At 74.8% G+C, this 21271-nt stretch carries 15 protein-coding genes; 9 read left to right on the top strand and 6 right to left on the bottom strand.

Annotation, left to right across the window (positions count from 1 at the left end):
- Positions 1-126 precede the first annotated feature (126 nt).
- From ACIRPH_RS22885 to ACIRPH_RS22895, 3 genes are all read left to right on the top strand, one after another.
- Positions 127-1188, top strand: a complete 1062-nt coding sequence (locus ACIRPH_RS22885; protein ID WP_402917464.1) for an ATP-grasp domain-containing protein — start codon at positions 127-129, stop codon at positions 1186-1188.
- Between the two features lie 44 nt (positions 1189-1232).
- The gene (locus ACIRPH_RS22890) at positions 1233-1991 is read left to right on the top strand and encodes an inositol monophosphatase family protein (RefSeq protein WP_402917823.1); all 759 of its coding nucleotides are present in this window, start codon (positions 1233-1235) and stop codon (positions 1989-1991) included.
- A 114-nt stretch (positions 1992-2105) separates the two neighbouring features.
- Positions 2106-2576 (top strand): DUF1707 domain-containing protein, encoded by a 471-nt coding sequence (locus ACIRPH_RS22895; protein WP_402917466.1) that lies wholly within the window; start codon positions 2106-2108, stop codon positions 2574-2576.
- 133 nt (positions 2577-2709) lie between these two features.
- Here ACIRPH_RS22895 and ACIRPH_RS22900 read toward each other — a convergent pair whose 3' ends face one another.
- The gene (locus ACIRPH_RS22900; protein WP_402917469.1) at positions 2710-3204 is read right to left on the bottom strand and encodes a DUF3145 domain-containing protein; all 495 of its coding nucleotides are present in this window, start codon (positions 3202-3204) and stop codon (positions 2710-2712) included.
- 310 nt (positions 3205-3514) lie between these two features.
- Between ACIRPH_RS22900 and ACIRPH_RS22905 the strand changes: the two genes are divergently transcribed.
- The 3 genes from ACIRPH_RS22905 (at position 3515) to ACIRPH_RS22915 (ending at position 7070) form a co-directional block, all read left to right on the top strand.
- Positions 3515-4270, top strand: a complete 756-nt coding sequence (locus ACIRPH_RS22905) for an RNA polymerase sigma factor (RefSeq protein ID WP_402917471.1) — start codon at positions 3515-3517, stop codon at positions 4268-4270.
- The gene (locus tag ACIRPH_RS22910) at positions 4267-4701 is read left to right on the top strand and encodes a hypothetical protein (RefSeq protein ID WP_402917474.1); all 435 of its coding nucleotides are present in this window, start codon (positions 4267-4269) and stop codon (positions 4699-4701) included. Before ACIRPH_RS22905 ends, ACIRPH_RS22910 begins: the two co-directional genes overlap by 4 nt.
- 209 nt (positions 4702-4910) lie before the next feature.
- Positions 4911-7070 carry a CHAT domain-containing protein gene (locus tag ACIRPH_RS22915; RefSeq protein WP_402917477.1) on the top strand — a complete coding sequence of 720 codons (2160 nt, stop codon included), beginning with the start codon at positions 4911-4913 and terminating at the stop codon, positions 7068-7070.
- Between the two features lie 59 nt (positions 7071-7129).
- On the opposite strand, the gene ACIRPH_RS22920 is transcribed toward ACIRPH_RS22915, so the two are convergent.
- From ACIRPH_RS22920 to ACIRPH_RS22935, 4 genes are all read right to left on the bottom strand, one after another.
- Entirely contained in the window at positions 7130-7783 is a 654-nt protein-coding gene (locus tag ACIRPH_RS22920; protein ID WP_402917480.1) for an MBL fold metallo-hydrolase, read from the bottom strand.
- 115 nt (positions 7784-7898) lie between these two features.
- A complete protein-coding gene (locus ACIRPH_RS22925) occupies positions 7899-8720 on the bottom strand; it encodes an enoyl-CoA hydratase-related protein (protein ID WP_402917483.1) in 822 nt (273 codons plus the stop codon).
- 349 nt (positions 8721-9069) lie between these two features.
- Positions 9070-9645, bottom strand: coding sequence for a DUF5998 family protein (locus ACIRPH_RS22930; RefSeq protein ID WP_402917826.1), 576 nt, complete (start codon positions 9643-9645; stop codon positions 9070-9072).
- A gap of 86 nt (positions 9646-9731) precedes the next feature.
- Positions 9732-12452, bottom strand: coding sequence for a GNAT family N-acetyltransferase (locus tag ACIRPH_RS22935; protein WP_402917486.1), 2721 nt, complete (start codon positions 12450-12452; stop codon positions 9732-9734).
- 321 nt (positions 12453-12773) lie between these two features.
- Between ACIRPH_RS22935 and ACIRPH_RS22940 the strand changes: the two genes are divergently transcribed.
- On the top strand, positions 12774-13709 hold the full coding sequence (locus ACIRPH_RS22940; protein ID WP_267950288.1) for a carbohydrate kinase family protein: 936 nt from the start codon (positions 12774-12776) through the stop codon (positions 13707-13709).
- Between the two features lie 95 nt (positions 13710-13804).
- Here ACIRPH_RS22940 and ACIRPH_RS22945 read toward each other — a convergent pair whose 3' ends face one another.
- A complete protein-coding gene (locus ACIRPH_RS22945; RefSeq protein ID WP_402917489.1) occupies positions 13805-15970 on the bottom strand; it encodes a RecQ family ATP-dependent DNA helicase in 2166 nt (721 codons plus the stop codon).
- Positions 15971-16265: 295 nt separating this feature from the next.
- Between ACIRPH_RS22945 and ACIRPH_RS22950 the strand changes: the two genes are divergently transcribed.
- Positions 16266-18617 (top strand): glycosyl hydrolase, encoded by a 2352-nt coding sequence (locus tag ACIRPH_RS22950; RefSeq protein WP_402917492.1) that lies wholly within the window; start codon positions 16266-16268, stop codon positions 18615-18617.
- Between the two features lie 160 nt (positions 18618-18777).
- The gene (locus ACIRPH_RS22955; protein ID WP_402917494.1) at positions 18778-21258 is read left to right on the top strand and encodes a DNA topoisomerase (ATP-hydrolyzing) subunit A; all 2481 of its coding nucleotides are present in this window, start codon (positions 18778-18780) and stop codon (positions 21256-21258) included.
- Positions 21259-21271: the final 13 nt, after the last annotated feature.

Consider the following 21271-nt stretch of genomic DNA (forward strand, 5'->3'; position numbering starts at 1 on the left):
GCAACCCGCCCGTCCGGTTGTCCCGGCAACCGGATTCGGCCAATCACGGGCTTACCGGCGCGTCGCGGTCTAGGCTCGGGCTGTCCCCCGGCCCGCCTCCCGAACACGCTTGGAAGGGTGCAACCGGTGCCACAGCAGACGCCGAGCAAGCCGACCGTCGTCGTCACGACGGCGGGGTCCGCTCCCACCCCCGGCACCATCCTCCACCTGCGCGAGCAGGGGTTCCGTGTGGTGGCCACCGACATCGACCCCGCCGCTCCCGGCCTGTACCTCGCCGACCGCGGCCACCTGGTCCCGCCCGGGGACAGCGAGGCGTTCCTGCCGCGGATGAGGGCCCTGTGCGCCGAGGAGGGGGCCGTCGCGATCGTCCCGCTCGTGGACGAGGAGCTGGCCCGGGCCGGGGAGCTCTCGGGGGACGGCCTGGCCGTGCTCCTGCCCCGGCCGGAGTTCGTCGCCACCTGCCTGGACAAGTACGCCCTCATGCGGGAGCTGGAGCACGCCGGCGTCGGGACCCCCCGCACCTGGCTCGCCTCGGAGCGGCCCCCCGTGCCGGAGTCCGCCGCCCCGGACGGCCTCGTCGTCAAACCGCGCAGGGGGCGCGGCAGCCGCGGGGTGGCGGTCGTCGCATCGGTCGGCGACGTGGCCCGGGCCGTGGCCGAGAGCGGCTACGCGGCCGACGAGCTCATCGTGCAGGAGCGGATCACCGGACCGGAGTACACGGTCTCGGTGGTGGTGTGGCGCGACGGCGCCGTCCAGGCCGTCGTGCCCAAGGAGGTCGTCCTCAAGCAGGGGGTCACCAGGTACGCGGTGACGCGTCGCCACCCCGAGGTGGCCCGGACCTGCCGGGCCGTCCAGGCCGCGATGCGCGCCGACGGGCCCTTCAACGTGCAGCTGGCCCTGGACGGGGCGGGCCGTCCGAGGGTCTTCGAGATCAACCCGCGCTTCTCCTCGACGGCGGCGCTGACCGCGGCCGCCGGGGTGGACGAGATCGCCGGGCTGCTCCGGCAGGCCGTCTGCGGCGGCCCCGGGCTCACCGATGAGTGGCGGGAGGGCGTGGCGATGGTGCGGCGGTGGACGGACGAGTTCATCAGCGAGGCCAGCTTCGCCTCGCACGGCCTCTCCCCCGCACCGCCGGCCACACCTCCGGCGCCGGCCGCCGTCCCCGTCGCCCCGGCGCGTGCGCGGTGACCCCCGGCCCGTACCCGAGCCCCTCCCACCCCCTGTCGGAGGCGATGGCCGAGGCGGTCGTGGCGGTCGGCGACCGGCTCCGCGCGTGGCGCTCCGACCCGGCCGCGCGCGGCGGGGCCTGGGACGGGGACCAGTTCAAGGCCGGGGCCGACGCCCTGGCCCACCGGGCGCTGTCGGAGCGCCTGGCCGCGATCGACGACCGCATCCCCGTGGTCAGCGAGGAGGACCCCGCGTCGCTGCGCCGGGAGCGGCCGCCCCGGTACTGGCTGATCGACCCGGTCGACGGGACGGCGAGCTACGCGCACGGGTTCCCCGGATACGTCACCCAGGCCGCGCTGGTGATCGGGGGGCGGCCCGAGGTCGCCGCGGTGTTCGCACCGGAGACGGAGACCCTGTACACCGCCGTGCGCGGGCGGGGCGCGCGCCGCGACGGGCGCCCCCTCCCCCGGCTCGGGGCCGTCCCGCCCGGCCGGGGCGTGCTCACCGACAACACCCCCGAGCCCCGTGGGATCGCCCTCCGGGTCCGGGAGCGCTTCGGCTACGGCGGGTACCTGGAGAGCGGGAGCATCTCCCTGAAGCTGTGCCTGATCGCCGACGGATCGGCGCACCTGTTCGTGAAGGACGTGCCGGTGCGCGACTGGGACGTGGCCGCGCCCGCGCTCGTCCTGGAGGAGGTGGGCGGTCTGGTCACCCGTCTGGACGGCTCCCCCTTCGGGTACCGGGGGCCCTACGAGCACACCGGCCTGGTCGGCGGCGCGGACCCCTCCGCATGCCGCGCCGTCGCCCGCTGGCTGGCCTCCTGACCTGCGGTCCCACAGGTCCCCGCAAGGCGTCCCAACCGGTGGCACGGATCCCTTTTCCCCACCGGTCGTGGCGCGTATCGTGTGGTCACCAACTCGCGCCTTTGGGGGTGGGAAGTGGAAGGCCGAACTCTGCCGCCGAACCGGATGCGCGCCTCGGACGCCGAGCGCGACCAGGCGGTCGACCGCCTCACCGTCGCGTTCGTCGAGGGCCGCCTGGACCACGAGGAGTACGACCGCCGGGTGGGCCTGGCCCTCACCGCCGTGCTCGTCGGCGACCTGCGGCCGCTCACGGAGGACCTCCCCGACCCCGGGCCGGGGGCGCCCCGCGCGGATCCGCGCCACGGCCCCCGGTTCCGCGACACGCCCTCCGGGGGCGACCTGCCCTCCCTCTCCGTGCCCTGGCGGGAGTGGGGGGACGAGTGGCGCTGGTGGACGGGGGTGGCGGTCGCCCTCACCGGTGTGTGGGGGACGGTCAGCCTGATGGGCGGGGAACTCGTGCCGTACTGGCCGCTGGTGCCCCTGGGGATCTGGGCCGCCGTCCTGCTGGCCTCGGCCATCTGGCCCGGCGACGAGGAGCCGCCCTGAGGCCGCTCCGGCGACCGGGCGCGGCCGGGACGCCGAAGGGGTGCGGTCCCGCCCCGCCGCGGCGGGCGCCGCATGCGGCGCCCGTACCCGACGGGGCCGGTCCGCCGCGGCGCGCGGCGGGGCGGGTCCCGGGTCAGCCCACGGCGTGGAGCCAGCGGACGGGCGCGCCGTCGCCCGCGTAGCGGAACGGCTCCAGCTCCTCGTCCCACGCGCGCCCGGTGAGCAGTTCGATCTCGGCCGCGAGGTCGGTCCCGTCCGCGGCGGCGCGCTCCATGGCGTGGCGCAGCCGCCCCTCGGGCACGAGGACCTCGCCGGCGGCACTGGTGACGGCGGTGAACATTCCGAGCGACGGCGTGTAGCTGTAGCGCACGCCGTCGCACCCGGGCGACCCCTCCTCGGTCACCTCGAAGCGCAGGCGCTGCCATTCGTTCAGCGCCGAGGCCACCGCGCCCGCGGTTCCCGGCTTCCCCTGCCAGTTGAGCTCGGCCCGGTGGTTGCCGGGAGCCGCCGGTTGGGCGACCCAGTCGAGTTTCACGGGTACTCCAACGACGCCCGCGACCGCCCACTCGACATGTGGGCACAGCGCCGCCGGCGCGGAGTGGACGTACAAGACGCCACGTGCGGACACCGAACCTCCTGATACGAACGAGTGCGCTTCCCCGACGCCCTCGTACCACGAGAAGGTTGCATACCCGCCTGAATACTTTTGCCCCATTGTGCCCCAAGGGCACCCTGAGAACCAGCTCACCAGCTGGTATTTTCCAGCGTTCCCCTCCCGGACCGCGACCCCAGGGATTAGCGTGGGCCCCGGACGAGCAGGGAGTCCGATCATAGTGGGGGCGGGTTTGTCAGACCAGTCGCACGAGGACATCCGTGGCACCCAGGCATCTCCTCAAACCGTACTTTCGACCCCTTCGGGGGAGGAAGCCCCCCTCCTGTTGTCGGTTTCGGCCAGAACCGGCCTCGCCCGCGCCGAGCCGCCCGGCCCCGGCCTCCTCCCGGACCGCGCGGAAACCGGCCCCGCCTGCGCGGGTGGCGGGGGGCCGCCGTCCGCCCACGGCGCCGGGGCCCCGCACAGGGCCGACGACCGTCCCCCGCAGGGCGCGGCGGACGAGGCCCCGGACGGGTCGGCGGAGGACGCCGACCTGGTGCGGCGCGCGCTGCGCGGCGACCACCTCGCCTGGGAGGGGATCGTGGACCGCCACCTGCCGGTGGTGAACGCGATCGCCCGCTCCTACCGGCTCTCCGGCCCCGACCGCGAGGACGCCGTGCAGACGGTGTGGCTCACCCTCAACCAGCACCTGCCCCGCCTGCGCCACCCCGGGCGGCTCCGCGCCTGGCTGCGCCGGGTGGCCCACCGGACCTGTGCCCGCCAGCGGCGCACCGGATCCCTCGACCGCGCCGTGGACCCCCACGACCTGGCGGCCCTCCCGCTCGCCGGGGCCCCGGACCCCGAGGCGGAGTACCTGCGCGGCGAGCGCGGCGAGGAACTCCACCGCGCGATCCGCAGCCTCACGGACCCGGCCGAGCGGCGAGCCGCCCTCGCCTACCTCGCCGACCCGTCCGGCCCCGGCGCCGCCGGCCGGACCGGGCGCCCGGAGGAGGGCGACGGCCCGGCGAACCCCCGGGCGGCCTCGAACCAGCGGCGCCGCGTGTTCCGCCGACTCCGCCGCCTCCTGGAGGAACCCACGTGAGGAACCGCCCCGACACCGGCCCCGCCCCCCGGCCCCCACGCCCGGCGGACGGGAGGGCCGCCGCCCTGGCGGCCTTCGACCGCTCGGACGACGCCGCGGACCTGGCGCGGACCCACGCGGACACGGTCCCGGACACCGAGGCGGCACGCTCGGAGGACGGCGCCGTGACCGCCGCGCTGCGGTTCGAGCACGGGGGCGTGGCCGTGGACCTCCAGGTCCGGGCGCACGGTCCTACGCGCTCACTGTCCGGGCTCGTCACCGGGGACTTCGAGCACGCCGTCCTGCGCGTGCGCCGCCCCGGCGCCACCGCCAGCCCGACGGTGGGCGAGGACGGCCGGTTCTCCCTGGACGGGCTGCCACGGGGGCCGATCAGCCTGTCCCTGCTCAGGACGGGACGCCCTCCGGTGGTCACCGCCTGGTTCACCGTGTGACGGCGGGCCGGGGCCGACACCCGGAACAGGACGCTCCGAACCCGGGTTGGGGACGCGCGCGAACCCGCCCCCGTTCGCCCGTGCCCGCACCGCTTCGTCCGTCTTCGCTCCCCCCGGTTCGTCCACAGCGGCGCGGACACCGTTCCCCCGCGGACTCCGACCCTGCTATCACTGGTTCCGGCCCGCCCCTCGGCGAAAGGCAGCCGGTCGTGTCCCTCGGTCCACCGACGTCCCCCTCCGCCTCCCCTCCCGCGCTCCGGTCCGGCGACCGCGTGTCGCGCTCCGGGGGAACCCTCCTCGCCCGGGTCACCCACGGGGTCCGGCTCGCCCAGGACGGCAGGTTCGAGGAGACCGTGGACCTCCTCACCGACACCCGCCTGCGCCTGGACGGCCACCCCGTGTCCGAGGCGGCCCAGGTGGTTCCCGGGCTCCTGGTCAACCTGGGCCTGGCGCAGATCCTGTGCGGCCGCCTCGACCGGGCCGAGGACCAGTTGCGCGAGGCCCTCTCCCTCGCCGAGGAGCGGGGACTGCCCCTGCTGGGCATGGCGGCCGGCCAGAACCTGGGCTGCCTCAGCCTCTACCGGGGCGACGCCTCCACGGCCATCGCGGCGTTCCACGCGCTCGCCCCGCGCCTGCCGTCCTCACGGAGGGAGGCCCTGCACGTGGACCTCGCGGAGGCGCTGCTGGCCGAGGGGCTGGTGGAGGAGGCCGCGGAGGTCCTCGCGGACGGCCCCTGGGCCGACGGGAGGTCGTCATCGGCGAGCACGCTGCTGGTGGAGTCCAAGCTGTGGCTCCTGCGGGGCGACCACCGCCGGGCGGCGGAGCTGGCCCGCCGCGTCCGCAGCGGTTTCGGCGGGGGCTCGCTCTGGTACCGGCTGGCCTCCCGCCTGGAGCGCAGGGCCCTGCGCGAGGCGCGCCCCCGTCCGCTCTCACCCGTCGAGCGGGCCGAGAACGCGCTGGCGGCGAGGGTCCCGCTGGCCGTCACCGCGCGGGGCGCGCCGCCCGCCCGGCGCGGGGCGCTGGCGTCGCTGGCCGCGGAGGGCGGGCCTGCCGCGCCCCGGTCGGACGGGCCGGCCGAGGACCCGCACGTCGTGCGGGCGGGGTTGGAGAGCGCCCTGGCCTGCGGGGACGCGTCCGCCGCCATGGAGTGGGCGGAGCTGGCCCGGACCTGGGCCGTTCCGCGCCTTCCCGGCCCCCTGGCGCACGGCCCCGGGACGGCCGCGCTGGCGGACGGGTACCGCGAGGCCCTGGTCCACGACCGGGACGCGGACGCGGCGGCCCGCCTCTGGGAGTCGGCGCGCTGGCGGGCCCACCACGAGGCCCGGACCGCGGGGGACCCCGGCGGCGCACCGCCCGCCCGCCAGGCCGGGAACCGGCCGCCCCGCACCGTCCCCGCGCCGCGTCCGGGCTCCCCGGACCGCGTCGGCCGTCCGCACCCCGTCACCGGCCCCCTCCTGGAGCGGCTCGGGGACAGGGCGTTCCTGCGGTACACCAGGGCCGCGGGGGACGCGGTGGTGCTCGTCGCGGTGGCCGGACGCGTACACGCACGCGTGCTGGGCCCGCTCCCCCGGGTGGCGCGGGCCCTCGCCCGGTTCGTCCACCCGATCCTCGTCCCCGGCCGCCCGCCCGGCGCCGCTGCGCGCGAGGCGGCCGCCCTCGCCACGCGGGCCCTGCTCGGCCCCGCACTGCCGCTGGTCGGGGACCGGCCGCTGGTCGTGGCCAGCGACCCCTTCCTGGGCGACCCGCCCTGGGGCATGCTGCCGGCGCTGCGCGGACGCCCCGTGAACCTGGTGCCCACCGCCCGCTTCTGGCTGGACCGCCGACGGGATCCCGGCCCGGGGGCGCCCCGCCCCGGGCGCGTCCTCCTGGTGGCCGCTCCCGAACCCGGCGGAGCCGTCCGCGAGGTCTCCCGGCTGGCGGACCTCTACCCGGGGGCGCGGGTGCTCACCGGGGACCGGGCCGGGCGCGGGGAGGTGCTGGCCGGGCTCGGGCAGGCCGACCTGGCGCACCTGGCCGGGCACGGGCGCGTGCCCGACCGCTCGCCCATGCTGGCCTCCGTCGGCCTCTCCGACGGTCCGATGCTCGCCTGCGACCTGTCGGCCCTGCCGCGTGTGCCGGACACCGTGGTCCTGTCCACCTGCTGGAGCGGCAGGGACTTCGCGGGGCGGACCGGCGCCCCGCTGGGGTTCGCCGGCGCCCTCCTGGCCGCCGGGGCCCGCACCGTCGTGGCCAGCCCCGTCCCCGTGGGCGACTCCGGGACCGGCGAGGCCATGCGCCGCTTCCACCGCGCCCTGGTCGGCGGCGTGCCCGTGCCCGAGGCGGTGGCCGTCCACCTCGGACGGGCCGGCTTCTGCTGCTTCGGCGCCTGAGCCGCGCCGCCGGACCGTGCGCCCCGGGGGCGGCGGCCACCGCTCCGTGGGGAACGCCGTCACCAGCCGCGTTCGCGCCACTCCCCGAGACTGGGCCGCTCCGCGCCCAGGGTGGTGTCGGCGCCGTGCCCGGGGTAGACCCAGGTGTCGTCGGCGAGCGCTCCGAACACGCGCTCCTCCACGTCCCCGAAGAGGGTGCGGAAGTCCTCGTCCGACCACGTACGGCCGACGCCGCCCGGGAAGAGCGAGTCGCCCGTGAAGAGGTGGGTGCGCCCGTCCGGGTCGTCGTAGCGCAGGGCGATCGACCCGGGCGTGTGTCCGCGGAGGTGGATGACGGTGAGGGAGCTCTCGCCGACCGGGATCCGGGTCCCGTGGACGACGGGCTCGTCCACCGACACCGGGAGCTCCTCCCCGTCGTCGGGGTGGGCCACCGTCCGGGCCCCGGTCTGGCCGACCACCTCCGCGAGGGCCGACCAGTGGTCCTGGTGGCGGTGGGTGGTGACCACCCGCGCGAGTCCGTCCTCGCCGACCATGTCCAGGATCCGGTCCGGCTCCGCGGCGGCGTCGATGAGTACCGCCTCACCGGTGGAGTGGCAACGCAGCAGGTAGGCGTTGTTGTCCATCGGGCCGACGGTGAGTTTGCTGATCGTCAGGTTGGTCAGTCGTCGCAGGTCGGCTGGACCGCCGACCCTCGTATCTCCGGAGTAGCTCACCCGACCATTGTGGCCTGCCGGGGGGAGCGGGCGCACCCGGGCCGCGCGCGCCGGACGCGCGGCGGTCCGGACGCCCCGCCTCCCCGCCGGGATCCGCCCCCGCACCGGGCCGGAGCTACCGCGCCCACCGGGGGGCGCGCTTCTCGAAGAAGGCGGCCCGCCCCTCGGCGGCGTCCTCACCGGAGAAGAACTCGGCGGACAGCTCGCCCATCCTCGTGAACGCCTCCTTGCGCCGTTCGGGCGCGGCCAGCGCGCCCGAGGCGAGCTCCCCCAGGAGCTCCTTGGTGCGGGACAGCGCGCGCGGGGCCGCCCCCCTCAGCCCCTGGAGGACCGCGTCCACGGCGTGGGCCATGTCGCGGTCGGGGACGGCCTGGGTGAGCAGGCCCGCCCTGGCCGCGGCCGAGGCGTCGAACAGCTCGCCGGTGAGGAAGTAACGGCTCAGCTGGCGCGAGTGCATGCGCGCGGACACCGGGACGGAGATGACGGCGGGGACCACGCCGATCCGCACCTCCGTGAAGGCGAAGGTGGCGCTCTTGGGCGCGAGCGCGATGTCGGCGGCGGCCACCAGCCCGATCCCCCCGGCGCGGGCGGCGCCGTTGAGGACGGCGATCACCGGTTTCGGGGCGCCCATGACCTGCTCGAAGATCTCGGGGAGCTCGGGGGCCGGTTCGGTCGGGGCGCCCTGGAGCGCCGCGGCGACCTCCTTCAGGTCGGCCCCGGCGCAGAACACGGGGCCCGTGCCGGTGAGCACGATCCCCCGCACCCCGTCGTCGGCCACCGCCTCGGCGAGGGCCGCGGACAGTTCGGAGCGCAGCCGCGCGGAGAGCGCGTTGCGGTTGCCGGGGGAGTCCAGGGTGACCGTGGCGATGGCGCGGTCGACGGACAGGCGCACCAGGGGGGCGTCGTCCGGGGGCATCGGGGACGGGTGCTGCGTCATCGCAGGCTGACCTTTCTCCGTGTCCATCCCCGCGTGCGCGGAGAGGGGGTGTACCGCGCGCGGACCTGTCGGACGCGCGCGTACGCAGGCGGTTCGTGGCCGGTCGCGTCTCGCTTGTGGCGGTATGCGCGAATCCGCTTCCACCTTAGACGGAGCGATCGCCGAGGCACCACGCTTCGTCACACCCGGTTCGTTAAGTCCCCGTCACACCCCGACGCGGGAGTGTTACGCGCGCCGGCGGGGACGGCCCCTCTCCGTCGCCGACCGGCGCCCCCGGCCCGCACGCCCGGGGGGCGCGGACCCAACTGGTCCGCGCCCCCCGGGAGGACGGCCCGGTGCGCCCGGCGGTTCAGCGCGTGGTGGCCGTGGACAGGGCCTCGGCGAAGTGCATCATCGCGGAGACCGCCGCGGCGCCGTCGGCGGCCTCGCTCACCCGCAGTGTGAGGGGCTCCGCGGTGATCGCGCCGGTGTAGCCGTGGTCGAGCTCGCACGTCTCGTCGGCGCAGGCGGCCGGTTCGAGGTCGATGTTGGCGACGGCGCCCCAGTTGACCGAGAGGTTGACGCTCAGCACCAGTTCGCTGGGCAGGCTGCCCGGGGTGTACTGGGCCGGGTTGGGCACCACCCTGGTCAGGGCGACCGACTGGATGTTGCCCATCTGGATGCTGTCCGTCGTGGTGGACGCGTGCGAGGTGTCCTCCGTCTCGTTCGGCGGGTGCTCGTCCGTGTGGCACACCACGAGCCGGGTCGCGGTCAGCAGCATCACGGTGATGTGCCGCCGCATCTCCATCGCCGGGTCGAAGGTCGCCTCGTGGTGCACGATGAACGCCTCGGCGCTCTCTCCGCCCAGGGCCTGCGCGACGGCGTCGATCACCAGCGCGGGGTAGTACCCGCTGCGCTCGATCTCCAGTCGCCAGTCCGTGGACACGGCACGTGTTTTCCTCATACCCCTATCCTGCCCCTTTCCCGTGACACTTCGCGACCGGGCCGAGAAGCGGGCGGACCACCCCCTGATCAGAACGTCACCCCGCGCAGCCTCCGCGGCCCCGCGTCGGGCCGTACCTCGGGCGCCTCCCGCAGCCACATGCGCGCGCCCAGCACGTGGGCGCCGGTGGCGTTGACGAGCACCGGGTCCAGGTCCACGTAGCCGATCTCGGGGAACGCCTCCACCAGGCGCGACACCCGGATGAGGAGTTCCTCCAGCGCCTCCACGTCGGGCTGCTCCGCGAGCGAGGTCGCGCCCGCGGGGAGGCCGAACAGCAGGGGCGCCGCGCGCACCGCGTGGATGAGGTCGGCGGCGTCCATGTCGGTGAGGGGCGCCAGGCGGAACGCCCGGTCGTCCAGGAGTTCGGCGGTCACGTCGGCCAGGCCGAACGAGACCACCGACCCGAAGGACTGGTTGTCCCCGGCACGGATCACCGTGGGCACGCCGGGCGCGGCCATGCGCTGGACGACGAGCCCGGCCTCGGCGCCGAACCGGTCGTACAGCGACAGGAAGGCGCTGCGCACGTCCTCCGGCGTGCGCAGGTCCGCCCGGACGAACGCGCCCCCCGCACGGACCCGCAGGTCGGGCGAGTCGGCCTTGACGACGACCGGGTAGCCGAGGTGCCCGGCGGCGACCACGGCGCCCTCCGCCGAGGACACCGGGATGTCCGGGTAGGCGGTGATGCCGTAGCAGGACAGCAGGTCGCGGGCGTCCTCACCGGAGATCGCCGTCTCCTCGTCGTAGCGGCGCTCGCCGCCGAACCAGGCGACGTCGTCCGCGGACGGCTTGGCGTTCCTGAGCGCGCGGACCAGCGTCGCGCGGGCACGGGCCCCGTCGATGTCCGGCAGTTCGGGGTGGCGTCCCGGCTTGCGGTTGCGCCACTGCGTGTAGCGGGTCGCGTAGGCCAGGGCGCGGACCGCGTCCTCGGGCGAGGGGTAGGAGGGGACCGATCCGCGCAGGGTCTCGCCGCCGTCGCCGACGTGGCGCAGCTCCTCGGGGAGCCCCTGGCGTCCCAGGTAGGTGGCCACGATGGGCTTGTCGGAGTTGAGCGAGCGCGCTCGCAGGACCCGCGCGACGTCGTCGGAGATGGGGTGGAGGGCGGGGATGAACACGACCACGACCGAGTGCACGTCCTCGGCCGCCAGGGCCGTCTCCAGCGCGAGGTCGAAGTCCTCGGCGGTGGCCTGGGGGCCGAGGTTGACCGGGTCGTGGGGCTTGAGGCCCTGGCGCACCGCGGCGTCCTTGACCAGCAGCTCCAGGGAGTCGGAGTTGCCGATGACGCCCACCCTGGGGCCCTTGGGCAGTGGCTGGTAGGCGAACACCTGGGCGGCGTCGAACATCTGCGTGATGTCGTCGACCCGGACCACCCCGGCCTGCTGGAACAGCGAGGTGACGGCGTAGTCGGGCAGGGCGAGCCCTCCCGCGGCGTGGCCGGTGGGGGTGGTCTGCGCGGAACCGCCGCTGCGCACCGCCACGACGGGCTTCTGCTTGGCCAGGCGCCGGGCCAGGCGCGTGAACTTGCGCGGGTTGCCGAGCGACTCCAGGTACTGCAGGACGACCTCGGTGGCGGGGTCCTCCTGCCAGTACTGCATGAGGTCGTTGCCGGACACGTCGGCGCGGTTGCCCGCGGAGACGAACGTGGACAGGCCCATCCCCCGCTCGGCCACCCGCTGGAGGATGGCGCGCCCCAGGGCTCCGGACTGGGAGAAGAAGCCGATCGACCCCACCGGGGGCAGGTCGGGGGACAGGGTCGCGTTGAGCGACACCCGGGGGTCGCTGTTGGCGATGCCCAGGCAGTTGGGGCCGACGACGCGCATGCCGGCGGCGCGGGCGGTGCGCACCAGCTCGTCCTGGCGCGCGCGGCCCTCCGGCCCGGTCTCCCCGAACCCGGAGCTGACCACGACCAGCCCGAGCACGCCCTTTTCCGCGCACTGCTCGACGACATCGACGACCATGTCGGCGCGGACCGCCACGACGGCGAGGTCCACCTGGTCGGGGATGTCCAGGACCGAGGGGTAGGCGCGCACGCCCACGACGGCCTTGGCCTCGGGGTGCACCGGGTAGACGGGCCCCTGGAACTCGCCTCCGAGGAGGTTGCGCAGGGCCGTCTGGCCGATGGTGTGGGCGGTCCGGCTCGCGCCGATGACGGCGACCGAGTCGGGGAACAGGAGCCGGGCGATGGAGCGCGACTCCGCGCGCTGCTCGCGGGCCCGCATGACCTCGGTGGAGTCGTCCGTGGGCTGGAGGTCCAGCGTGAGGCGGATGACCCCCTCGTCGAAGGTCTGCTGGGCGGTGTACCCGGCCTCGCGGAAGACGTTGATCATCCGCCGGTTCTCGGGCAGCACGTCGGCGATGAAGCGGCGCACCCCCCGTTCGCGCGCGGCGGCGCCGATGTGCTCCAGCAGCACCGACGCCAGGCCGCGGCCCTGGTGGCCGTCCTCCACGACGAAGGCGACCTCGGCCTCCTCGGGCGCGACCTTGTCGTAGCGCACCACGGAGACCAGGGAGTCGGAGATGGTGGCGACCAGGGCCACGCGGTCCTCGTAGTCGACCGTCGTGAACCGTTTCACGTCGCGGTCGGAGAGCTTGGGGTAGGGCGCGAAGAACCGGTAGTAGATCGTCTCCGGGGAGAGGCGTGCGTGGAACTCGCGCAGCAGGTCGGCGTCTTCAGGGGTGATGGGGCGCAGGTGCGCGGTGCCTCCGTCGGTCAGGACGACGTCGGCTTCCCAGTGATTCGGGTAGGACTGCACGACTGCGAGACTAGACGACAATCGGCCGAATCCGGGGAAAGTCCATGCGGGCACCGCGAAAACGCCCCGGGGCGCCCGCACGGTACGTCCTCCCCGGCCCCCGGTCGGCCCGTGCGGGCCGACCGGCCCCACGTGACGCAATGCTCATCGCGGCGGGCTCCCGGGGCGCGGCGACGCCCTCCACAGCGGCGATCGGCGTCCTCCCCCCGACGTGTGGCCGGGGCGCGTTCACTTCGTTACACGCCGCTGACGGTTCACCTGTTAACGTCGTGCGAGCACGGATTCTTATAACCCTCGGTGGTGGCTGGCGAAATGACACGAGTGGTCGTGATCGGTGACCTGATGACCGACGCCGTCGCGCGCGCGTTCCACCCGTTGGCCCGCGGCAGCGACACTCCGGCGTCCGTGATCATGTATGGCGGGGGCTCCGGGGCGAACATCGCCTCGTGGCTGGCCGTGGAGGGTACCGACACCACCTTCGTCGGCCGCCGCGGCTCCGACATCACCGGCCGGACCCGTGAGATGGAGCTCATGGGCTACGGCCTGGACTCGCGCATGGTGATGGACCCCGAGCGGCCCACGGGGACCTGCGTGGTGATGATCACCCACCGGGGCGACCGCACGATGCTGAGCGACCCCGGCGCCAACGCCCGCCTCCAGCCCGAGGACCTCCCCCGCGACGTGTTCGGCCCCGACGGGCACCTGCACGTGTCGGGGTACACCCTGATCAACGCCGACTCCCGGCGCGCGGCCCGGGTGGCGCTGCGGATGGCCCGCGAGAGCGGGATGTCGATCTCGGTCGACGGCGGCTCGCACGCGCCGCTGGAGCGCGCGGGCGCCGAGAACTTCCTGGACTGGACCCAGGGCGCGCGGCTGCTGTTCGCCAACGTCGACCAGGCCAGGGTGCTGACCGGCCGGGAGGACCCCGAGGCCGCGGCCAAGGTGCTGACCGCCTGGTTCCCCAACGTGGTGCTCAAGCTGGGCCAGGGCGGCGGCCTGTGGGCGTCCAAGACCCGTGACGACTGCGTGACCGCTCCCGCCGAGCCGGTGGAGCCCTCCCCCGGTTCCGTGGGGGCCGGGGACGCCTTCATCGCGGGGTTCCTCCCGGCGTGGCTCGCCGGACGCCACCCCAAGGAGGCGCTGGGCCGCGCCCACCGCCTGGCCGCGCGGGCCCTGCACCAGCCGGGCGCCCGCCCCGACCTGGGCGAGGGCCAGCCCGTCCGGCGCGGCGCCCCACGGGGCCAGCGCATCCGCTGACCCCGCGCGTCCGCCTTCCGGCGGCCGTGGCGCGGCGGCGCCGTACGCCCGCCGGTCCGCGCCGCGGGCGACGGACCCGCCCCCCGCGGCGGCGCTCAGCCCCCGGTGGTGGCCAGGGTCAGCGGCAGCACCTCGGGGGCGCCCGCGCTCCTGAGCAGGGCGGCGCCCACGGTCAGGCTCCAGCCGGTGTCGGTGTAGTCGTCCACCAGCAGGACCGGTCCGGGCGTCTCGGCCTGGACCGCCGCCAGCCGCTCGCGCAGTCCGTCGCCGACGCGCAGGGACGCGTACACCTGGGCCAGGCGCATGGCGCTGTTGTGCTTCCTCTGCTCCACGGCCCCTGCGTACTCCAGCGCCCCGACCGGGGTCAGCCTCCCCAGCCGGGACAGGCGGGAGGCGAGGTCCTCGATCAGGGCGGGCCGTGTGCGGGACGGCATCACGACGACGCCGACCGGCCGGCGCTCCCAGCCCCACGTGGCCAGGACCCGCACGACGCCCTGGAGCATCCGCTCGTCCACCGGGGCGTCCGGCGCGTCGTCCGCGAGCACGCGCCTCAGCTCGTTGCCCCACCCGATGTCGGTGAGGCGGCCCAGGGCCCGCCCCTCCCCGGCGCGGAGGTCCTCCTTGATCTTTCCGGTCAGGCCCACCCCCAGGGTGTCCATGCCGGACGGCCACTGCCGCCTCGGGGCGATGGGCGTGCCCGGCCGGTCGAGGTGCTCCGCCGCGGCCTCCCGGCGCCCGGGGTCCACGTCGGTGCCCCAGTACTCGCCGGTGCACACGTCGCAGCGCCCGCAGGCGACGCTCTCGGGGTCGTCCAGCTGGCGTCGCAGGAACTCCATGCGGCAGGTGTCGAGGTCGATGTAGTCGAGCATGGCGCGCTGCTCCCGCTCACGCGCCTCGGTGACGGCCGCGTACCGCTCCGCGTCGTAGCTCCACGGTCGGCCGGTGGCCTCCCACCCGCCGCGGACCCGGCGGACCGCGCCGTCCACGTCCAGCACCTTCAGCATCTGCTCCAGGCGGGTGCGGCGCAGGTCCACCCGGGTCTCCAGGGCGGCCACGGACAGGGGCCGGCCCTCCGCCGCGAGCACGTCCAGGGTCTGGCGGACGGTCTGCTCCGGCGGGAACGACAGCCCCGCGAAGTACTCCCAGATCTGGGTGTCCTCGCGGCCGGGCAGCAGCACCACCTCGGCCCGCTCCACGCCGCGTCCGGCGCGGCCGACCTGCTGGTAGTAGGAGATCGGGGACTGCGGCGCGCCGAGGTGCACGACGAACCCCAGGTCGGGCTTGTCGAAGCCCATGCCGAGCGCGCTGGTGGCCACCAGCGCCTTGACCCGGTTGGCGAGGAGGTCGTCCTCGGCCTCCCGGCGCTCGTCGGGGTCGGTCTGCCCGGTGTAGGCGCGCACCTCCAGCCCCTGCTCCCGGAGGAAGCGGGCGGTCTCCTGGGCGGCGCTGACGGTCAGCGTGTACACGATGCCCGACCCGTGGATCTTGGGGAGGTGCTCCGCGAGCCAGCTGAGCCTGGCCGTGGGGTCGGGCAGCCGCGCCACGGCCAGGCGCAGGCTCTCCCTCTCCAGCGAGCCGCGCAGCACCAGGGTGTCCTGGCGCTCGCCGCCCGCCTGGAGCTGTTCGGCGACGTCGCGGGTGACCCGTTCGTTCGCCGTGGCCGTGGTGGCCAGGACGGGCACCCCGTCCGGCAGGTCGTGCAGCAGGGACCGGATGCGCCGGTAGTCGGGGCGGAAGTCGTGGCCCCAGTCGGAGACGCAGTGGGCCTCGTCGATGACGACCAGGCCCGCGCCCGCGGCCAGCTCCGGCAGGACCCGGTCGCGGAACTCCGGGTTGTTGAGGCGCTCGGGGCTGACCAGCAGGACGTCGACCTCGCCCGCGGCGACGTCGGCGTAGGTCGCCTCCCACGCGGTGGTGTTGGAGCTGTTGATGGTGCGGGCCCGGATGCCGGCCCGCTCCGCGGCCGAGATCTGGTTGCGCATCAGGGCGAGGAGCGGCGAGACGATGACGGTCGGGCCCGCGCCCTGCGCCCGGCGCAGGGCGGTGGCCACGAAGTACACCGCCGACTTGCCCCAGCCGGTGCGCTGGACGACGAGGGCCCTGCGGTGCTCGGCGACCAGGGCGCGGATGGCGGTCCACTGGTCCTCGCGCAGTCGTGCGGAGTCCCCGGCCAGGGCCCGGAGGTGCGCCTCGGCCTGCTCGCGGAGGGCGTCGCCGGAGGCGTCGGCGGGGACGGTGGTGTCAGCGGTGGGTGTGGCCATGTCCTCCTTGGTACCAGAGCCGGAGGACATCGGAGGGGTCGTCCACAGGCGGAACGCGCGCGGACCCCCGCTCCGGCGCGGCGCCGGGGCGCCCGCCGCCCCCGGTGCCGGGGGGAGCCGCGCCCGGAGAACCCGCAGAACACACCGCGTAACGAAACGGAAACTATCCGTCTTCCCGGCATTGCACTCGCGAACCGGTATCTGAACACTCGACGCCAGGGCTCACGTCTGGGGCGCTCGCGTCTGGGAGCGCTCCCGACTTCTTGCGGCACACACGGCGGAAAAGGACACGGACATGCACCGACCACGGGGCCGGACCGGCCCCCGACACACCTCCCCCGAGGCCCCGGCCCGACGGCGGAGAGGGCCCGCGCGGCCCGCGCTCCTGGCGGCCGGCGCCGCCCTCCTCCTCACCGGCGCCGCCCTCCCGGCGCTCACCGGGCCCGTCCCCGCGTCGACCGCGGCGGCCCCGGGCGCCGCGGCCGTCCCCGTGGGGTCCGGCAGCTACACGGACACCCTCCCGGCCGGGGCCTCCGGCCCCTCCGACCTCAGCGGCGCCCCGGTCTCCCCCAAGGTCACCGAGGACTACGAGGGCGCGGCCCCCACCAACGAGTGGTGGTCGTCCCTCATCTTCCAGCGCTATCCGGAGAACCCCCACGGCGAGAACCTCTTCGCCCACCCGGCCAGCTACCACCCCCACGAGGGCGGCCTGGAGATGGGCTACCCCGACACCCCCCGGCTCGTGGCCGACGGCCTCAAGTACGAGTTCCCCCACGTCCCCGACCTGTCCCTGGGCGCGGTCGGCCTCGACTCCCCCGACACCCGGGTCGCCGACAGCGGCGACTGGACGGTCACCGCCGAGTGGGCGGGCGGCGGCCCCACCCTGCGCGTCACCATCGGGCAGGGCCTGCCCTTCGCCTACGCCGAGACCAGCGGCGGCGACGCCGAGGTGAGCTTCCAGAGCGCGCCCGACGTCTGGCACGAGGACGGCTCCGTCGTCGGCGCGAGCGTCGGCGGCCGCCACTACGCGCTGTTCGCGCCGTCGGGTTCCCCCTGGACCCGGTCGGGCGACACCTTCACCGCCGCCACAGGCGACGGCGGCCACTACTCCGTCGCCGTCCTCCCCTCCCCCGGGGACCTGGACGCCTTCGCCCCCTACGCCCACTCCGTCGTCACCGGCTCCGTGGTCGACTACGACTACGACGAGGCCGGGGCCACCCTGACCAGTACCTACCGGGTGGAGACCGAGGCGGTCGAGGGCGACCGCACCGGCACCCTCATGGCGCTCTACCCCCACCAGTGGGACAACGCCGTCACCGACGTGACCGGCCTGTCCTACACGTCGCCGCGCGGCGAGATGCGCGTCGCCGAGGGCGGGAGCTTCACGACGGAGCTGACCGCCAACGGCGTGCTGCCCGGCCTGCCCACGGCCGAGGGCGCCGACCGCGACCGGATGCGGCAGCTCATCGACGAGGTCCTCGCCGACGGCGAGCCGTTCCCCGAGCCCGGCGACACCTACTGGGACGGCAAGGCCATGGGCCGCCTCGCCCAGCTCGTCCCCATCGCCGACTCCATCGGTCACACCGAGGGCCGTGACGCGCTCCTCGACCTGGTCAGGGGCCGCCTGGAGGACTGGCTGACGGCCGGGGGCGGCCGCCAGTTCCACTACGACGCCGAGTGGGGGACCATGCTCGGCTACCCCGACAGCTTCGGAGCCGCCCAGGAGCTCAACGACCACGACTTCCACTACGGCTACATCGTCTCGGCCGCCGCCGTCGTCGCCCGCTACGACCGCGCGTGGGCGGCCGAGGACGCCTGGGGCGGCATGGTCCGCCTCCTGATCCGCGACGTGGCCGCCACCGACCCCGACGACCCGATGTTCCCGCGCCTGCGCTCCTTCTCGCCCTACGCCGGGCACGGGTGGGCGTCCGGGCACGCCGGCTTCGCCGCGGGCAACAACCAGGAGTCCTCCTCCGAGGGCATGCACTTCGCCGCCGCCACCGCCCTGTTCGGCTCCCTGACCGGCGACGAGGAGATCCGCGACCTGGGCGTGTACCTGCACACCACGCAGGCCTCCACCGTCTCCCGCTACTGGCAGAACGGGGACGGCGACACGTTCCCCGAGGACTTCGGGCACGACGTCGTCGGCATGGTGTGGGGCGACGGAGGCGACTACCGCATCTGGTGGGACGGCGGGGACGAGGAGCACTACGGCATCAACTACCTGCCCATCACCGCCGGGTCGCTCTACCTCGGGCACGACCCCGAGCACGCCGGGGCCGTCTACCGGTCGCTCGTGGACCGGCTCGGACGCGAGCCGGAGATCTGGAGGGACATCCACTGGGCCCACCGGGCCCTCTCCGACGGCGACGACGCCCTGCGCATGTTCGAGGAGCAGTGGCAGAGCTACGAGCCCGAGGCGGGCAGCTCCAAGCCGCACACCTACCAGTGGGTGTCCACCCTCGCCGAGGTCGGCACCGTCGACGCCTCCGTCACCGCCGACACCGCCCACTACGCGGTGTTCGACGACGGCGGGACCCGCACCTACACCGCCTTCAACCCGGGCCCGGCCCCGGTGACCGTCACCTTCTCCGACGGGGCCTCGCTGGAGGTCCCCGCCGGCGAGCAGGCCGTGACCCGCGGCTGACCGGGTGTCCCGGTCACGCGACGTGGTTTTCGCCCCCTCCGCGCATCCAGGGCGAAAACCACGTCGCAAGGGGTCAAAACCCCTCAGTCGCGCGACTCACACACGCCCAACCACGCGTCCGCGTACGTTTCAGTCTCCGGCACAGGCCAGAATTACGGACATGGCCCGTACTACTTCCCGTCCCCCCGAGGATCTCGCCGAGAAGATCATCGACATCGACGTCTCCGAGGAGATGCGAGGCAGCTTCCTGGAGTACGCGTACTCGGTCATCTACCAACGCGCGCTCCCCGACGCCCGCGACGGCATGAAGCCGGTTCAGCGGCGCATCCTCTACCAGATGAACGAGATGGGGCTCCGCCACGACCGCGGGCACGTCAAGTGCGCCCGTGTGGTCGGGGACGTGATGGGACGGCTCCACCCCCACGGTGACAGCGCCATCTACGACGCCCTCGTCCGCCTCAGCCAGTCCTTCGCCATGCGCGTGCCCCTGGTCGACGGCCACGGCAACTTCGGCTCGCTGGGCGGCGACGACGCCCCCGCCGCCATGCGCTACACCGAGGCCCGTCTGGACCGCGCCGCCGAGCTGCTGGTCTCGTCCATCGACGAGAACGTCGTCGACTTCAAGCCCAACTACGACGGCCAGGAGACCGAACCCGAGGTCCTCCCCGCCGCCTTCCCCAACCTGCTGGTCAACGGGGCGTCCGGCATCGCCGTGGGCATGGCCACCAACATGGCCCCCCACAACCTGGGCGAGGTGATCGCCGCCGCGCGCCACCTGATCTCCCACCCCGACGCGACCCTGGAGGAGCTCACCGAGTTCGTGCCCGGCCCGGACCTGCCCACGGGCGGCACCATCGTCGGGCTGGACGGCGTCCGCGACGCCTACCGCAGCGGCCGGGGCACCTTCAAGACGCGCGCCACCGTCGCCATCGAGAAGGTCTCCGCGCGCCGCACCGGACTGGTCGTCACGGCCCTCCCCTACAACGTGGGCCCCGAGAAGGTCGTCAGCCGCATCAAGGAGCTGGTGCAGTCCAAGAAGCTCCAGGGCATCTCCGACCTGAAGGACCTCACCGACCGCACCCAGGGCCTGCGCCTGGTCATCGAGCTCAAGAACGGCTTCAACCCCGAGGCCGTGCTGGAGGAGCTCTACCGACTCACGCCGATGGAGGAGTCCTTCGGCATCAACAACGTCGCCCTCGTGGAAGGCCAGCCCCAGACCCTGGGCCTGCGCGAACTCCTCGAGGTGTACGTCAACCACCGCCTGGAGGTCGTCCGCCGCCGCAGCGAGCACCGTCGCGCGAAGCGGCAGGAGCGCCTGCACCTGGTGGACGGCCTGGTCACGGCCCTGCTGGACATCGACCGCGTCATCGCCCTCATCCGCGAGGCCGACGACACGGCGGCGGCCCGCGAGTCCCTGATGGGCGCCTACGGCCTCTCCGACACCCAGGCCCGCTACATCCTGGACACCCCGCTGCGCCGCCTGACCAGGTTCGACAGGCTGGAGCTGGAGACCGAGCGGGAGAAGCTCAACCAGGAGATCGACTCCCTCACCGCGATCCTGGAGTCGGACAAGAAGCTGCGCCGCGTGGTCTCCAAGGAGCTCGCCGACGTCTCCAAGGAGTTCGCCACCCCGCGCCGCACCCAGCTGCGCGAGAGCGACGGGGTCGCCCGCAGCGCGGTCGTCCCGCTGGAGATGGCCGACCAGCCCTGCCACGTGCTGTTCGGCGTCGACGGCGCCATCGGCCGCAGCAAGGGCGCCGCGGCGCCGCGCGTCTACGAGGGGCTGCGCACCCGGCACGACGCGATCCACGTCTCGGTGCCCACCACCTCGCGCTCGGACATCGGCCTGGTCACCGACCTCGGCCGGATGATCCGCGTCCCGGTGGTGGAGCTGCCCGAGCTGCCGGACAGCGACGACGAGCGCCCGCCCCTGGCCTCGGGCCTGGACGTCGGGGAGTTCGTCCAGCTCGAGGAGGGCGAGCGCGTCGTGTCGGTGGTGGCCATGGACGCGTCGGGCCCCGGCTTCGCCGTGGGCACGGTCGGCGGCGTGGTCAAGCGCGTGGCCCCGGACTACCCGCCCAACAAGGACGACTTCGAGGTCATCGCGCTCAAGGACGACGACCGCGTCATCGGCGTGACACAGCTCTCCTCGGGCGAGGAGGACCTCGCCTTCATCACCTCGGAGGCCCAGCTGCTGCGCTTCTCGGCGAGCACCGTGCGCCCGCAGGGCAGGCCGGCGGGGGGCGTGGCGGGCGTGCGCCTGTCGGAGGAGGCCCGCGTGCTCTGGTTCGGCGCCGTCCCCAGCCCGGAGGACTCGGTGGTGGTCACCGTCTCCGGCTCCTCCAGCGCGCCGGAGGGCACACAGGCCGGTTCGGCCAAGGTGACGCCGTTCGAGACCTATCCGACGAAGGGCCGCGCCACGGGCGGCGTGCGGTGCCACCGCTACCTGAAGGGCGAGGACACCCTGCTGTTCGGCTGGATCGGCCGGGCCCCGGCCCGCGCCTCGCGGGCGGACGGCAAGCCCGTCCGGCTGCCTGACACCAGCGACCGTCGGGACGGGTCGGGTGACGCCCTGCCGAGGGCGATCGTTACTGTTGGTAGCGGTCAGACCGATTCCGGGATCACCGGTCCCGGCGCCTGACCCCTCCACCCCG

It is taken from the genome of Nocardiopsis sp. NPDC101807 (assembly GCF_044766605.1).
Lineage (GTDB): Bacteria > Actinomycetota > Actinomycetes > Streptosporangiales > Streptosporangiaceae > Nocardiopsis > Nocardiopsis tropica.